14 protein-coding genes are annotated in these 15,791 nt (G+C 52.6%); 9 read left to right on the forward strand and 5 right to left on the reverse strand.

The window, feature by feature from the left end:
• Window positions 1-47: 47 nt before the first annotated feature.
• From FDX09_RS15745 to fucO, 4 genes are all read left to right on the forward strand, one after another.
• Entirely contained in the window at window positions 48-1,628 is a 1,581-nt protein-coding gene (locus FDX09_RS15745) for an FGGY-family carbohydrate kinase (protein ID WP_137347486.1), read from the forward strand.
• 66 nt (window positions 1,629-1,694) lie between these two features.
• Window positions 1,695-2,693, forward strand: a complete 999-nt coding sequence (locus FDX09_RS15750; protein ID WP_038633242.1) for a LacI family DNA-binding transcriptional regulator — start codon at window positions 1,695-1,697, stop codon at window positions 2,691-2,693.
• A 142-nt stretch (window positions 2,694-2,835) separates the two neighbouring features.
• Window positions 2,836-3,483 carry an L-fuculose-phosphate aldolase gene (gene fucA, locus FDX09_RS15755; protein WP_085048808.1) on the forward strand — a complete coding sequence of 216 codons (648 nt, stop codon included), beginning with the start codon at window positions 2,836-2,838 and terminating at the stop codon, window positions 3,481-3,483.
• A gap of 27 nt (window positions 3,484-3,510) precedes the next feature.
• Window positions 3,511-4,659, forward strand: coding sequence for a lactaldehyde reductase (gene fucO, locus FDX09_RS15760; RefSeq protein ID WP_085048809.1), 1,149 nt, complete (start codon window positions 3,511-3,513; stop codon window positions 4,657-4,659).
• 81 nt (window positions 4,660-4,740) lie between these two features.
• On the opposite strand, the gene xni is transcribed toward fucO, so the two are convergent.
• The 5 genes from xni to queF all read right to left on the reverse strand — a co-directional run bounded on the left by xni (window position 4,741) and on the right by queF (window position 11,266).
• Window positions 4,741-5,496, reverse strand: coding sequence for a flap endonuclease Xni (gene xni / locus FDX09_RS15765; RefSeq protein WP_085048810.1), 756 nt, complete (start codon window positions 5,494-5,496; stop codon window positions 4,741-4,743).
• A 170-nt stretch (window positions 5,497-5,666) separates the two neighbouring features.
• Window positions 5,667-7,034, reverse strand: coding sequence for an L-serine ammonia-lyase (locus FDX09_RS15770; RefSeq protein ID WP_085048811.1), 1,368 nt, complete (start codon window positions 7,032-7,034; stop codon window positions 5,667-5,669).
• A gap of 53 nt (window positions 7,035-7,087) precedes the next feature.
• Window positions 7,088-8,377 carry an HAAAP family serine/threonine permease gene (locus tag FDX09_RS15775; protein WP_006687002.1) on the reverse strand — a complete coding sequence of 430 codons (1,290 nt, stop codon included), beginning with the start codon at window positions 8,375-8,377 and terminating at the stop codon, window positions 7,088-7,090.
• Window positions 8,378-8,939: 562 nt separating this feature from the next.
• Window positions 8,940-10,304, reverse strand: coding sequence for a nucleotide 5'-monophosphate nucleosidase PpnN (gene ppnN, locus FDX09_RS15780; protein WP_038633231.1), 1,365 nt, complete (start codon window positions 10,302-10,304; stop codon window positions 8,940-8,942).
• A 113-nt stretch (window positions 10,305-10,417) separates the two neighbouring features.
• Complete coding sequence (gene queF / locus FDX09_RS15785; RefSeq protein ID WP_038633229.1) at window positions 10,418-11,266, reverse strand: NADPH-dependent 7-cyano-7-deazaguanine reductase QueF; 849 nt, start codon at window positions 11,264-11,266, stop codon at window positions 10,418-10,420.
• Window positions 11,267-11,334: 68 nt separating this feature from the next.
• Here queF and syd point away from each other — a divergent pair, with 68 nt between their 5' ends.
• The 5 genes from syd to gudP all read left to right on the forward strand — a co-directional run bounded on the left by syd (window position 11,335) and on the right by gudP (window position 15,790).
• Window positions 11,335-11,880: a SecY-interacting protein gene (syd, locus tag FDX09_RS15790; protein ID WP_069324540.1), complete on the forward strand. Its 546-nt coding sequence runs from the start codon at window positions 11,335-11,337 to the stop codon at window positions 11,878-11,880.
• Window positions 11,881-12,512: 632 nt separating this feature from the next.
• Window positions 12,513-12,842 (forward strand): YqcC family protein, encoded by a 330-nt coding sequence (locus FDX09_RS15800; protein ID WP_137347487.1) that lies wholly within the window; start codon window positions 12,513-12,515, stop codon window positions 12,840-12,842.
• Complete coding sequence (gene truC / locus FDX09_RS15805) at window positions 12,842-13,624, forward strand: tRNA pseudouridine(65) synthase TruC (RefSeq protein WP_085048814.1); 783 nt, start codon at window positions 12,842-12,844, stop codon at window positions 13,622-13,624. The genes FDX09_RS15800 and truC overlap by 1 nt, the downstream gene beginning before the upstream one ends.
• Window positions 13,625-13,643: 19 nt before the next feature.
• Window positions 13,644-14,093, forward strand: a complete 450-nt coding sequence (locus FDX09_RS15810; RefSeq protein WP_038633219.1) for a flavodoxin — start codon at window positions 13,644-13,646, stop codon at window positions 14,091-14,093.
• A gap of 344 nt (window positions 14,094-14,437) precedes the next feature.
• Entirely contained in the window at window positions 14,438-15,790 is a 1,353-nt protein-coding gene (gene gudP / locus FDX09_RS15820) for a galactarate/glucarate/glycerate transporter GudP (RefSeq protein WP_061382367.1), read from the forward strand.
• Window position 15,791 lies beyond the last annotated feature (1 nt).

Raw genomic sequence — 15,791 nt, forward strand, 5'->3', positions numbered from 1 at the left:
TGGGGCGAGGTACTCGCCCCACTATTAGATAACGTCAGGGAGTTACTATGAGCAGTGGATATTTCCTCGGTGTGGATGTCGGCTCTGCCAGTGTCAGGGCGGGTGTGTTCGATGCCAGCGGCAAACGTCTGGCCTTTGCGACACGCCCTATCTCGCAGTTTCGACCCGGCCCCGATCGGGTTGAGCAGTCATCTGCAGAAATCTGGCAGCAGGTTTGCGATGCGGTTAAGGGGGCAGTATCGTCATCCGGGATCTGCATTGAGGATATCCGTTCACTGGGATTCGATGCCACTTGTTCATTGGTGGCTCTCGACGAGCAGGGGCAGGGCCTGGCGGTTTCACCAGGCGAACCATCAGACCATAACATCATCATGTGGATGGATCATCGCGCGGTGCAGGAAGCTCAGCATATTAACGCTACGCAGGATCCGGCTCTGCGTTACGTTGGCGGTGAAGTCAGCGTCGAAATGGAGATTCCCAAGGTGCTGTGGCTAAAAAAACACTTCCCTGCAACCTGGCACAGTGCGCATCGTTTTTACGATTTGGCTGACTATCTTGTCTGTAAAGCCACCGGGAGTGACGTTGCCGGTCTGTGTACGCTGACCTGTAAATGGAACTATCTGGCCCATGAACAACGCTTTAGCCACTCTCTGCTCGACGCCGTAGAGTTAACGGATTTAACGGGCAAAATCCCGTCGCATATTCTTCCGCCAGGCGCCGCCGTGGGAACGCTTAGCGCCGATGCGGCCCAGGCGCTGGGGCTGACGACGGCAGTTGTCGTCGCCAGTGGGATGATTGATGCCCATGCAGGCGGTTTGGCGCTTGCTGGCGTTGAGCCTGCGGGAACGTTAGCGTTGATTAGCGGAACGTCAAACTGCCATATGCTGTGCAGCAAACAGGAAATTTATACGCCGGGCGTATGGGGACCGTATTGGTCTGCCATGCTGCCTGGTTACTGGTTGACGGAGGGAGGGCAAAGCGCTGCCGGGGCATTGGTCGACTGGACGCTCCAGGAATCAGGCGCGAGTGCCGAGCTATTTCATAAGGCCGAGGCGCGGGGCTGCCATCCGATCGTTTTAGTCAACGAATGGGTTGCGGAACTTGAGAGGAAGGAGTCTGAACCTGGTCGTTATTTGCATGTGCTGGCCGATCACCATGGCAATCGCTCCCCCCGCGCGCGACCCGATGCACGGGGCAGCGTCTGCGGCTTGACTCTTGAGCGAGGCGAGATGCAGGTGGCTCGCCTGTACCTGGCGACGTTACAGGCGATTGCCTGCGGCACGCGGCACATTATGGAAGTGATGCGTGAAAACGGCCATACCATTTCCCGACTGGCGCTGTGCGGCGGCGCAACGCATAACCCGCTGTGGATGCGGGAATATGCCGATGCTACCGGATGCGATATTCATCTTATGCAGGAGGAAGATGCAGTGACGTTAGGGGCAGCTATCACCGGCGCGGTAGCAAGCGGCGCGTGGGCGAATATTCCATCTGCATGCCAGGCGATGGTTCGCTCCGGCGAGATTATTAAGGCTAATCCGGCACGGCGGGGCTTCTATGACCGCAAATACCAGGCTTATCTGATGATGTGGGATCAGCAGCAGGCGATTAATCAACTTATGCAGTAAGACAAAAGTTTAAAATACTTTTATGATTGGAGATTGACGTTTTTGGATGTGGACTGGGGCATATAAATGGCTAAAACAGTAGAACAGATAGCCAGCGATCTGAATTTATCGGTTACGACCGTACGACTGGTGCTGAACGGGAAAGCAGAGCAATATCGAATCAGTGTCAAAACCCAAACGCGTATTAATGAATATGTTGAGCGCTATGGTTACGTCATAAACCATTCAGCCCGTAGCCTGAAATTGAATAAAACGGATACATTGGGACTGATTGTTCCCAATATTTCCAACGTTTTTTTTGCCACTCTCGCCGAGAAACTTGAGCAACGCTGTCGTCGCTCCGGTTATCAGTTAATGATTAGCTGTACCTATGATGATGTTGATTACGAAAATAAATTAACCAAAGCGTTAATCGCTCGCAATGTTGATGGCCTTTTTATTGTTCCCTCTACATTGGAGAATCAGCAACACCATTTACGCCAGGTCAGAAAACCGATGGTGTTACTGGACCGTGATTTTAAGTATACCGATAACGCATTGGTTGAAAGTCATAATATTTTAGGTGGCGAAAAGTTGACGCAAAGTTTGTTTGATGCCGGAAAGGCTCCAATCTGGTTTTTAGTCGGAGATACCGGATTACCCAGTATTGGCGATCGTCTGCAAGGTTACCTTAATTCTTTGAAGAATAATGGTATTCATCACCGTGATTGGGTGCGTGAAGGTCCTGACAACACTCCTGAAGGTGGCTTTCAACTGATGGATAGATTGATTGGTGAACAGGGGCGGCCACAGGCGTTTATAGCCTCATCATTACCCGTACTGGAAGGTGCTATTAACGCTATTCGCCATCGTTTCGGCACAATTCCACCTGATATTAATATTGGCACATTCGATGAACATCCGATGCTGGGATTCCTCGCCAATAATGTCTGGTCAATGCAGCAGGATGAAAATGTTTGGGCGGAAAAAGCATTCGATATGATGATGAGTGCCATAGACGACCAACCTATTAAAGAAACTGTAAAAGTACCGATGAAACTTATTAAGCGCGTAAGACAACAATAATACGTTGCTATAAATAAATCGGCCAACTGGATCTGAATAAACACATTCAGTGGCTGCCCATATCTGAAACCTGACCCGTCTTACTCTGCGGCTACATTTTTCGCAATTAAAGACGAGGAGAAACTGTACCCGGAGAATCATTATGGAAAGAATGCGTTTGTCACGAGAAATCATTGAAACCTGTCTTGAAATGACCAGCCTTGGATTAAATCAGGGGACGGCGGGAAATGTGAGTGCGCGATATGAGAATGGGATGTTGATCACGCCCAGCGGTATTCCTTATGAAAGACTTACTGAAAACATGATCGTGTATGTAGATAACGACGGAAAATATGATAAAGGTCAGTTACCCTCCAGCGAATGGCGTTTTCACCTGGCGGCTTACCAGACGCGTCCGGACGCCAATGCGGTCGTCCATAACCATGCTGTGCATTGTACGGCCGTTTCGATTCTCAACCGTCCAATTCCGGCAATCCATTACATGATTGCGGCGGCGGGGGGAAACTCTATTCCGTGTGCGCCTTATGCGACGTTTGGTACACGAGAGCTGTCAGAGCATGTGAGCGTCGCCCTGAAAAACCGTAAGGCAACGCTTTTACAGCACCATGGGCTGATTGCTTGTGAAGCGAATCTGGAAAAAGCACTGTGGTTGGCGCATGAAGTGGAAGTTCTGGCGCGCCTTTATCTGAGCACCCTGGCCATTGTCGATCCGGTTCCGGTGTTGGACGATGAGGAGATCGCTGTTGTGCTGGAGAAATTCAAATCTTACGGATTACGAATTGAAGAGTAATTTCGCATAGCGAAAAGGAGAAATACGATGGCGAACAGAATGATTCTGAACGAAACGGCATGGTTTGGCCGGGGAGCTGTTGGTGCATTGACCGATGAAGTCATCCGTCGTGGTTATCGCAAGGCGCTGATTGTGACCGACGAAAACCTGGTGCGGTGCGGTGTTGTCGAGAAGGTGACGTCCCGGATGGATGACGCGGGTCTGGCGTGGGACATCTATTCAGGCGTTATTCCTAACCCAACCATTGCGGTGGTGCAGGAAGGATTGGAGGTCTTTGAGCAAAGTGGCGCAGACTATCTTATAGCCATTGGCGGAGGCTCCCCGCAGGATACCTGTAAAGCGATTGGCATTATCAACAATAACCCTGAGTTTGCGGATGTACGCAGCCTCGAAGGGTTATCCCCGACGCGCTGCCCGAGCGTGCCGGTTATGGCTATCCCAACCACAGCAGGGACGGCGGCGGAAGTGACCATTAACTACGTGATCACGGATGAAGAAAACCGGCGTAAGTTTGTTTGTGTCGATCCACACGATATTCCGCAGGTGGCGTTTATCGATGCTGACATGATGGACGGCATGCCTGCGGCGTTAAAAGCGGCCACGGGTGTGGATGCCCTGACCCATGCCATTGAAGGATACATCACGCGCGCGGCGTGGGCGCTTACCGATGCGCTGCACATTAAAGCGATTGAAATTATTGCCGGGGCTTTACGCGGATCGGTCGCGGGCGACAGTCAGGCGGGGGAAGCGATGGCGCTGGGCCAGTATGTGGCGGGAATGGGTTTTTCCAACGTTGGTCTGGGATTAGTACATGGCATGGCGCACCCGCTGGGCGCGTTTTATAACACCCCGCACGGCGTCGCAAATGCCATTTTGCTGCCGCATGTGATGCACTATAACGCCGAATACACCGGGGAGAAATTCCGCGATATCGCCCGGGTAATGGGGGTGAAGGTTGAAGGACTGACGCTGGCAGAAGCACGGAAAGCGGCAGTGGATGCGGTATTTGCCCTTAACCACGATGTTGGGATCCCGCGGCACCTGCGCGATGTTGGCGTACGCAAAGAGGATATTCCTGCGCTGGCGCAGGCTGCATTTGATGATGTCTGTACCGGGGGAAATCCGCGTGAAGCGAGCCTGGGCGATATCGTTGAGCTGTACCATACCGCCTGGTAATCACCCGGCGTTTATCCGGCCTACAGGGTTGTACGATAAGTAGGCCGGATAAGGTGTTTACACCGTCATCCGGCAATAACATTACCGAGCCAGCCGTAGCTGCTGTAAATTCCCGTCGATATGTAAGTCCGTTTGCAGTCGTGCGATATCGCGACACAGATACGCCATTTCTTTATGCATCTCAAGCTTCTTGCGCCACTTTTCCGGCACCTCATCAAGATGCGCATAAATCCCTTCCAGCGTTGGAAACAGCGTCAGCAATTGTGTGGCGCTTTTGGGGCCAATACCTGCCACGCCAGGAACCTTTGAACTACCGATCCCGGCCAGCCCCCAGTAATCGGGCAGTTGTTGCGGCAGCACGCCAAATTCTTTCTCAATGAACGGTGCGTCCAGCCAGCGCTTCTGAAAATAGTCGCGAATACGCAGCGTCGGGGAGAGCAACTGACAGTAGCCTTTATCGGTGGAGACGATGGTGGCCTGATGTCCCGCCTGGCAAACTTTAACCGCCAGCGTAGCGGCTAAATCGTCGGCTTCATTACCGCTGGAGACCCAGCAGCAGACGCCGCGCTGTTCAAAAGCGGCGCGTAAGGCGGGCATTTCCTGATGCAAGTCATCTGGCATCGGTGGACGACCGGCTTTGTAGTCAGGCAGTCTTTGGTGACGCCAACCGCTATTGCGCGCTTCATCATCAAATACCGCCACGGCGTGCGTGGGCTGACTGTGCACAATTAATTGATCGAGCGCGTGCTGGCACGTCTCCACGCAGGGAGATCCCTGTACGGCGTGAATGCGGCGGATAAGATTCAGTGCATCGACAATAAGTAAGTGGACGGCCACGGTGTTCTCCCTAACAAATCAGGCTGTAGGGTAACATTCACGGCGGGGGGAGGCGAGCATTGCGAAATAGTGCTATCCGTAGGCCTGATAAGCGAAGCGCCATCAGGCAATAAAAGCCGGATGGCGGCGAGCGCCTTATCCGGCCTACAGATCCTAAAATGTGCTGAGAATTAATCGCAGGAGACAATCTTCATCGCCAGACCGCCGCGAGAGGTTTCGCGGTATTTGGCATTCATGTCTTTCCCGGTTTCGTACATGGTCTCGATGACTTTATCGAGGCACACGCGCGGTTCGCTGGTACGGCGCAGCGCCATACGCGCGGCGTTAACCGCTTTGACCGAAGCAATGGCATTACGCTCAATGCACGGTACCTGAACCTGGCCGGCAACCGGATCGCAGGTCAGACCCAGGTTGTGTTCCATACCGATTTCCGCCGCGATGCATACCTGCGTTGGGCTACCGCCCAGCAGTTCAGCCAGACCGGCCGCTGCCATGGAGCAGGCTACGCCAACCTCTCCCTGACAGCCGACTTCGGCGCCAGAGATAGAGGCGTTCATCTTGTACAGTGAACCGATGGCGCTCGCGACCAGCATGTAGCGTGCCAGCGAGTTAGCGTTCACTTCGCGGATAAACTTGTCGTAGTAAGCCAGCACGGCAGGAACAATCCCGCATGCGCCGTTGGTTGGCGCGGTAACCACACGTCCACCGGCAGCGTTTTCTTCATTCACGGCCAGCGCGAACATGTTGATCCAGTCAACAACCGCCATCGGGTCAGTGGTGGTTTTGTCCTGGCTTACCAGCATACGACGTAGCGCCGCCGCACGACGCGGAACGCGCAGTTTACCCGGCAATACGCCTTCGGTGGTGATACCGCGCTCAATCCCGCTACGCATCACTTCCCAGACGTTGGCAAAGTGCTGTTCCAGCTCTTCTTTGCTGTGCAGCGCCAGTTCGTTTTGCATCATCAGGCCGGAAAGCGACAGGCCGGTTTCCTGGCAATGACGTTGCAAATCCGCCGCAGATTTATACGGATACGGTACGTTTACCGGAGCGCTGTTCGGTAAACCAAAGTGTTCTTCATCAACGATGAACCCACCGCCAATGGAATAGTAAGTCTGGCTGTAAACGGCTTTTTCGCCCGCCAGTGCAGTAATACGCATCCCGTTTTCGTGCAGGGACAGATTGTCCGTATGGAAATTCATGCACTTGTCGACCGGGAATTCGACCTCATGTTGACCGTCCGCCAACAGCAAACGCCCATGAGTGTTCACATCCTGGATAAAGGCCGGGATGGCATCAATGTCTACGGTATCCGGCAGATTACCCGCCAGACCCATAATAATTGCGATATCGGTATGGTGACCTTTCCCCGTCAGGGACAAAGAACCATAAACATCAACCACTACGCGGGTTACGTCAGTGAGAATTCCGCGTGCAATCAGGTCATCCGTGAATTGTTTGCCTGCTTTCATCGGGCCAACAGTATGGGAGCTGGAAGGGCCAATGCCGATTTTGAAAATATCGAATACGCTAATCATGAGGCGTCCATTGTGTATCGAGGTGCGCCGCCCCGGGGAGCGGCGCAGGGGAATTAACTGAACAGAGAGTAGGAAATTGCGGAGATAGCGATCAGGCCCATAATTACAACGAAGACGTTGCTGATATGGCCGCTGTATTTACGCATTGCCGGTACTTTCTGAATGGCATACATCGGCATCAGGAACAGAATCATCGCGATGATTGGGCCGCCCAGGGTCTCAATCATACCGAGGATGCTTGGGTTCAGCGTCGCCACAATCCAGGTGGTGACCAGCATGAACAGCGCAGTGATTTTGTTCAGTTTGTTGATTTCGATGGTTTTGCCTTTGCCGCGCAGAGACTTAATCACCATACCGTTGAAACCTTCACGTGCGCCCAGGTAGTGGCCGAGGAAGGATTTGGTGATAGCGATCATCGCGATGATTGGCGCCATCCAGGCGATAATCGGCGCGTTGAAGTGGTTCGCCAGGTAAGACAGGATAGAGATGTTCTGCTCTTTCGCTGCAGCCAGATCCGCCGGGGTCAGGCTCAGTACACAGCTGAAAACGAAGAACATAACGGTCAGTACCATCATGATGTGAGCGAATGCCAGGATTTTGGAGCATTTCTTCTCAGCGTCATCACCGTACTCTTCACGCTTCGCCACGGCGAAGGAGGAGATGATCGGAGAGTGGTTGAAGGAGAACACCATTACCGGAATCGCCAGCCACAGAGTCATCCACAGACCGTTGCCGGTAGAAGCCGCAGAGTCAAAAGAGAGTGTTTCCAGCGCCGCGCCGCTCCACTGAGGGATCAGGTACAGAGCCAGCAGCATCAGGGCAGCAACAAACGGGAATACCAGGATGCTCATCGCCTTCACGATCATCTGCTCACCGAAGCGCACGATGGTCATCATGCCGACAATCAGGATCAGAGACAGGATGGCACGCGGCGGCGGAGTAATCGCCAGCTGGTGGGTCAGGAAGCTTTCAACGGTATTGGTGATTGCTACGCTGTAAACCAACAGAATCGGGTAGATTGCGAAGAAGTAGAGCAGGGTAATCAGTTTACCTGCGCCAACGCCAAAGTGTTCTTCTACAACTTCAGTAATGTCTTCACCCGGGTTTTTACCGGACAACACGAAGCGGGTCAGGCCACGGTGCGCAAAGAAGGTCATTGGGAAGGCAAGGATTGCCATGATGATCAGCGGGATCATACCGCCTACACCTGCGTTAATCGGCAGGAACAATACACCCGCGCCAATCGCCGTGCCGTAAAGGCCCAGCATCCACATGGTATCCGTCTTGCGCCATGCGCTGCGGGTCTGGCCCGTAACGATAGTGCTGGTTTGAGTGTTTTCCATCTATTTCTCCTGGAGGAAGCTTAAAAAGTCGGGTTTGGGGTCAATCCAATGAGAAAGAACCCGACTGTAAATCGAAATTCGTTGAGCGATTTTTTATATAATTTTTCGCCGTAATAATTTGCGGGCGGAAAGATACATTTTAGTAATGAATGTATCAGTGATCGCGATCCCAAATGCAATAATCCACCTTTTATGTGGATAAATTTGGACCATTAATCTGTTAAAAAATAGTCAAAGCGAATTTACGGGCGCAGAGGCTAACATTAACGACATATCTCATGAAAGCGAAGGCGCGAAGATACGAGCGTTGCGCTGTAAAAACTGTTGTTTTTAGAGGATTTTGGCGACTAATAATAATTTCCTAAGATAAATAACGGTTAGTTTTTGGAGGTAATCGTTTGCGTGGCGCGTGATTTTTAACGACATATCATTGGTATTTATATAATCGTCTGAGCTATGTGACTGGTATCACTAAAAAAAGCCGGGAGGCGACTGCGCCAAACCCGGCTTTGATATGGACAAAACTGTCACCACGAGAGCGTCTGCTATCGGGTGTTGAAGGTCAGGCGCAGATCTCGTAGCAAGGGATGTACGCGGAGCCTGGCAACTTCATACGATGCTGCGCAACGAATCCCTGCAGGAGATCGTCCATGCGGCGCATCATTTCGCGGTCACCGTGGATTTTGTACGGGCCAAACTCTTCGATGGCGCGAATGCCGACTTCCTTCACGTTACCGGCCACAATACCCGAGAATGCACGACGCAGGTCGGCCGCCAGAACTTCAACGGGTTGATCCGGATACAGTTTCAGGTTAGCCATGTTTTCATGGGACGGCTCGAACGGCATCTGTAAATCAGGTGCGATACGAATCGACCAGTTAAAGCTGTAGGCGTCTCCGGTGTCGCGACGGTTCTCTTTTACCAACGGCATCGCTTTTTTCATCAAGCGCGCAACTTCAGCCGCATCGTCAATGATAATGCGATAGTGTCGGCGGGCATCTTCCCCCAGCGTGTGCACGATAAACTCGTCCAGCACGCGGAAGTAATCGGCGCTCTCTTTTGGTCCGGTCAAAATCAGCGGTAGCACCTGATCTTTATTAGCCGGGTTCATCAGGATCCCCAGCAGATACAACAGCTCTTCCGCAGTCCCGACGCCACCCGGGAAGATGATAATACCGTGGGCGATGCGCACGAACGCTTCCAGACGTTTTTCAATGTCCGGCATGATGATCAGTTCGTTAACCAGCGGGTTAGGCGGCTCAGCGGCGATGATTGACGGTTCGGTCATACCAATAAAGCGGCTGTCTTTGTAACGCTGCTGGGCGTGACCGACCGCTGCGCCTTTCATTGGCGCTTCCATCGCTCCCGGACCGCAGCCGGTACAGATGTTCAACTCACGCAGGCCTAACTGGGTGCCGACGCGACGCGCATACAGGTATTCATTTTCGTTGATTGAGTGACCGCCCCAGCAGACGACCATGTTCGGCGCTTCACCGACATGTAGCGCCCGGGCGTTACGCAGGATCGAGAACACCAGGTTGGTAATATGCACTGAACTTTCGAGATCCAGATGCTGAAAACGACCCGCGTTATGGATCTGAGCATTGACGAACAGAATGTCGCGCAGCACGGCAAACAGGTTGGCCTGCAGCGCACGAATGATGCGCCCATCAACAAACGCATCTTCAGGCGGGTTAATCAGCTCCAGCTTCACGCCCCGTTCGCGGCGCAGCACGTTAATATCGAAATTTTCAAAGCGGGACAGCAGTTCTTTGCTGTTGTCGGTCAGACTACCGGAGTTCAGAACGGCAAGTGAACAGTTACGAAACAGTTGATACAGGTCGCTGCTGGCCGTGCGTTTAAGTAATTCGACTTCCAACTGCGACAACATGTCCATTGAGCCAAGTGGGCTAATATGTGTAATCAAGTAGACTCCTTATGGGACGCAAAACGTCATTCCCTGGTAGTTACAATAGCCCTGGCTGATGGCCTTTCACAACCTTGCGCGCGGAATCCGACACGCAAAATTGAGAAAAAAGATTACTGACGTACCAGTCGGCCCGTAGCTGGCGTGAAATCGGTATTGGTGCGCCATGGGTTAATGTCCAGACCGCCACGCCGCGTGTAGCGCGCGTAGACGCTCAGTTTCTCCGGCTGGCAGAAGCGCAGAATGTCATTGAAAATACGCTCCACGCACTGCTCGTGAAATTCATTATGGTGGCGGAAGGAGACCAGATAACGCAGCAGCTTCTCCCGGTCGATTTTGCGTCCGCGATACTGAATTTGTATGGAGCCCCAGTCGGGCTGGTGGGTGATCAGACAGTTGGATTTCAGCAGATGGCTGACCAGCGTCTCTTCCACCGCTTTTTCGCCGCTCACGGCATTTTCCAGATATTCAGTGCTGAACTGGTAGTTATCAATGACGATATCCTGATTATCGATACAGGTGCCGTTAAAGTGGGCGATCGGTTGTCCTTCCAGTTCGTCAAGGCGGTATAGCGCCACGCTGACATCGCCCTGAGCGCAGGCGCGCAGATCGTTTTCCAGCGTCTGGCGTACCGCCTCCCAGGAGTCAAAACGCGTCTGGTTAAAACTGTTCAGGTACAGCTTAAAGCTTTTCGATTCAATCAGATTTACGCTGGTGTAATCCAGCTCCACATGACCGACCGCAACCTGCGGTAAGCCGTTAGCATTCAGCCATGACAGTTCATACAGCGTCCAGATGTCGGCACCGTGGAAAGGCAAATTATCGGCCTTTAAATCCAGCGGGTCGCGGTTGAGGCTGCGCGGAACGCCCTGCAACAAACTGGCATCGTAATTGTCCCGGTAATCCGTTGATTTACCGAGAGTCAGGCCGTCAAGCGCCCGATGATTTTCATAAGAAGACATGTTTCACCGTCATAAACCAGATACACTATGCGACAAGTGTATCCTGGCTTTTGTGAAGAGAGAAATCAGTGGACGAATTGACAGCGCAGGCGTTGACAGCCTTTACGACGCGTTATTGCGACGCGTGGCATGACAAAAACAACAGCTGGCCGCTCAGCGAAGAGCTGTATGGCGTACCTTCACCATGCATCATTTCTTCCGCTAACGATGCGGTTTACTGGCAACCTCAGCCTTTTGTCGGTGAAAAAAACGTCAATGCGGTTGAACGTGCCTTTGACATTGTGATACAACCTGCCGTTCATGCTTTTTACACCACCCAGTTTGCCGGGGATATGCACGCGCAGTTTGCGAATGAAAAGCTGACGTTGCTGCAAACCTGGAGTGAGGATGACTTCAGGCGCGTCCAGGAAAACCTGATTGGTCACCTGGTTACGCAAAAGCGACTCAAGCTCTCACCTACGCTTTTTATTGCCACACAGGACAACGAACTTGATGTCATCTCGGTGTGCAATCTGTCCGGTGAAGTGTGCAAAGAAACGCTGGGAACCCGTCAACGAACGGTGCTGGCGGCCTCGCTTGCGGAATTCCTCACTCAACTTAAGCCAGTTCTGTAATCCAGTTTGCCCTCAATCGTGTGAGATATCTCTTACAAACCCTGTAGGACATTGCCAGGTAATAAGTGAAGACTTAATGAATTGAAAAACTAATAATTACTTATAATTCAATTTGTTAATATTTTATTGTCAACTTTCATATGAAAATTATCTTAAGGGTATGTCTGTAGGTATCTTGTAAGACAAAGCGAAACAGGCGATTCTATATCCGTCGACAAGGAGTCGCACAACGAAGTGAACATCAGGATGATGGCTCTTCGGCAGGACACACCAGGATGGTGTTGCAAGGACAGGCTTCAGGATGAAGCAAAGAGGAAAGCGCGGGATGCGTTAAAGGACACCTCCAGGATGGAGAATGAGAGCCGGTCAGGATGTTCGGCGGGTCAGGATGGCCAGGACGCTTCAGGATGAAGTTTTCACATCGGGGTGGTGTGAGCAGGATGCAAAAGTTCAGGATGAACAAGGTCGCAAGACCACAGGAAAAGTTGTCACGGATGAGCAGGGAGCACCAAAAGTAGCTGGAATGCTGCGAAACGAACCGGGAGCACTGTTTTTACAGTGCTCCCTTTTTTTATTTCCTTTTCACTAATGCTATTCTTCGCGCCAGATTTTTCATCATTGAGGTTAATTTCATGACGACTCATGACCGTGTGCGCCAGCAGTTACACGCGCTTGAAGCGCTACTGCGTGAACATCATCACTGGCGGATGGACGAGCCAGCAGAGCATCTGTTTGCCAGCACGCAGCCTTTTTGTATGGATACCATGGAGCCGGTCGAATGGCTGCAGTGGGTGTTGATTCCCCGTATGCATACGCTGCTTGATAATGCGCAGCCGTTGCCGCAGGCTTTTGCCATCGCACCGTATTACGAAATGGCGCTGACGGCCGATCACCCGCAACGCGACATTCTCCTGACGGCATTGCAGGAACTGGATGCGCTATTTACAAGTGATAACGTCTGATGCTGGAGATCCTCTATCAGGACGAATGGCTGGTTGCGGTCAATAAACCTTCTGGTTGGCTGGTTCACCGCAGTTGGCTCGATCGCGATGAGAAAGTGGTGGTGATGCAAACGGTGCGCGACCAGATTGGTCAGCACGTGTTTACCGCCCACCGGCTCGACAGACCGACCTCCGGCGTGCTGCTGATGGGGCTGTCCAGCGAAGCCGGGCGGTTGCTGTCTCAGCAGTTTGAACATCATCAAATGCAGAAACGCTATCATGCGATTGTGCGTGGCTGGCTGATGGACGACGCCGTGCTGGATTACCCGCTGGTGGAAGAGCTGGATAAGATAGCCGATAAATTTGCCCGCGAGGATAAAGAGCCGCAGCCTGCGGTCACCCATTATCGCGGTCTGGCGACGGTAGAAATGCCGGTGGCGACCGGGCGCTATCCCACTACCCGTTACGGGCTGGTGGAACTGGAGCCTCAGACCGGTCGTAAGCACCAGCTCAGACGCCATTTGGCTCACTTGCGCCATCCGATTATTGGCGACAGCAAGCATGGTGATTTACGGCAAAACCGCAGCGCCGCAGAGCATTTCGGCTGTCAGCGCTTGATGCTGCATGCCAGCCAGCTTGAGTTGACTCATCCTTTCACTGGCGAGCCGTTGATTATTCGCGCCGGGCTGGATGAGGTCTGGATGCAGGCGCTGTCACAGTTTGGCTGGCGCGGACTTCTCCCGGAGAATGAAAGGGTTGAGTTCAGCGGGCTGTCAGGTCAGGATGAACAGATAGATTCTTAAGTCCCTGGAGATAAAGGTTATGGCGGAAATTGGAATTTTTGTCGGCACGATGTATGGAAACGCGCTGCTGGTTGCCGAAGAGGCCGAGGCGATTTTAACTGCGCAGGGCCATAAAGCCACGGTATTTGAAGACCCGGAGCTTACCGACTGGCAGGCATATCAGGATAAATATGCATTGGTGGTAACCTCAACGACCGGGCAGGGCGATCTGCCGGATAGCATCGTACCGCTGTTTCAGGGAATCAAAGATAGTCTTGGTTTCCAGCCGAATCTGCGTTATGGCGTCATTGCGCTTGGCGACAGCAGCTACGTTAATTTTTGCAATGGCGGCAAGCAGTTTGATGCGCTGTTACAGGAACAAAGCGCGCAGCGCGTAGGTGAAATGCTGCTGATTGATGCCAGCGAGCATCCTGAACCGGAAAGCGAATCTAATCCCTGGGTAGAAAACTGGGGCACCTTGCTTAAATAATCCCTCGCCCGCACGGGCATACAACCCCCATTAGAAAACCGTAGGCCGGGTCAGGCGAAGCCGACACCCGGCAATAAAACCCCAATTACGTGAACTAACTTCCATTGCTTTGGGCTTATGCCCCAAACAACTTCTCACTGCCTCCCTAATGTTGTGTTCATGCACGGTGAGGGGAAGTGGCACTCCTTCATATACTTTTCCCGTCAGTTCCCGGAATGGCAGCGAGTCAGAATAAAACGGCCCTGAGCTGTACCAAAACTGCCACACACTAACCTCTCATTCTGATCACCCTACAGGTGCTGTACAGAATGAACTGGCGCAAGCCAGGATTCAGGAGTGCAACAATGAGTTCATTAAGTCAGGCGGCGAGCAGCGCGGAAAAACGCACTAACGCTCGCTACTGGATAGTGGTGATGCTGTTTATCGTCACATCCTTCAACTACGGCGATCGCGCCACCTTATCCATTGCCGGTTCGGAGATGGCCAAAGACATTGGCCTGGATGCGGTAGGCATGGGGTATGTATTCTCCGCTTTCTCATGGGCGTATGTCATCGGCCAGATCCCCGGCGGCTGGCTGCTCGATCGCTTCGGCTCCAAACGTGTTTATTTCTGGTCCATTTTTATCTGGTCCATGTTTACCCTGCTGCAGGGCTTCGTCGATATCTTTAGCGGCTTCGGTATTATCGTCGCGCTGTTTACCCTGCGCTTCCTCGTAGGGTTAGCCGAAGCCCCCTCTTTCCCCGGCAACAGTCGTATTGTGGCGGCGTGGTTCCCGGCGCAGGAAAGGGGCACGGCGGTCGCTATCTTTAACTCGGCGCAATACTTTGCCACCGTTATCTTCGCGCCAATCATGGGTTGGCTGACTCATGAAGTGGGTTGGTCACACGTGTTCTTCTTTATGGGCGGTCTCGGAATTGTTATCAGCTTTATCTGGTTGAAGGTGATTCATGAACCGAACCAGCATCCGGGCGTAAACCAAAAAGAGCTGGAGTACATTGCCGAAGGCGGGGCGCTGATCAATATGGATCAGGCGGCAGCCAAAGCTAAAGTACCGTTCAGCGTGAAGTGGGGGCAGATCAAACAACTGCTGGGTTCGCGAATGATGATCGGTATTTATATTGGCCAATACTGCATTAATGCGCTGACCTACTTCTTTATCACCTGGTTCCCGGTTTATCTGGTGCAGGCGCGCGGTATGTCCATTCTGAAAGCCGGCTTTGTTGCCTCGGTCCCGGCCATTTGCGGATTTGCGGGCGGCGTGCTCGGCGGCATTATTTCCGACTGGCTGATGCGCCGTACCGGTTCGCTGAATATCGCGCGTAAAACGCCAATCGTCATGGGGATGCTGTTATCGATGGTGATGGTGTTCTGTAACTACGTCAACGTCGAGTGGATGATCATCGGCTTTATGGCGCTGGCCTTCTTCGGCAAAGGCATCGGCGCGTTGGGATGGGCTGTGATGGCCGATACCGCGCCAAAAGAGATCAGCGGTCTGAGCGGCGGCCTGTTCAATATGTTTGGCAACATTTCCGGCATCGTCACGCCAATTGCCATTGGCTACATTGTGGGCACTACCGGCTCGTTTAACGGCGCGTTGATTTACGTAGGGGTACATGCGCTGATTGCTGTCGTCAGTTATCTGGTGCTGGTGGGGGATATTAAACGTATTGAATTGAAACCTGTCGCAGGACAATGAC

This window comes from Citrobacter sp. wls717, from assembly GCF_005280955.1.
GTDB classification, from domain to species: Bacteria; Pseudomonadota; Gammaproteobacteria; order Enterobacterales; family Enterobacteriaceae; genus Citrobacter; species Citrobacter werkmanii.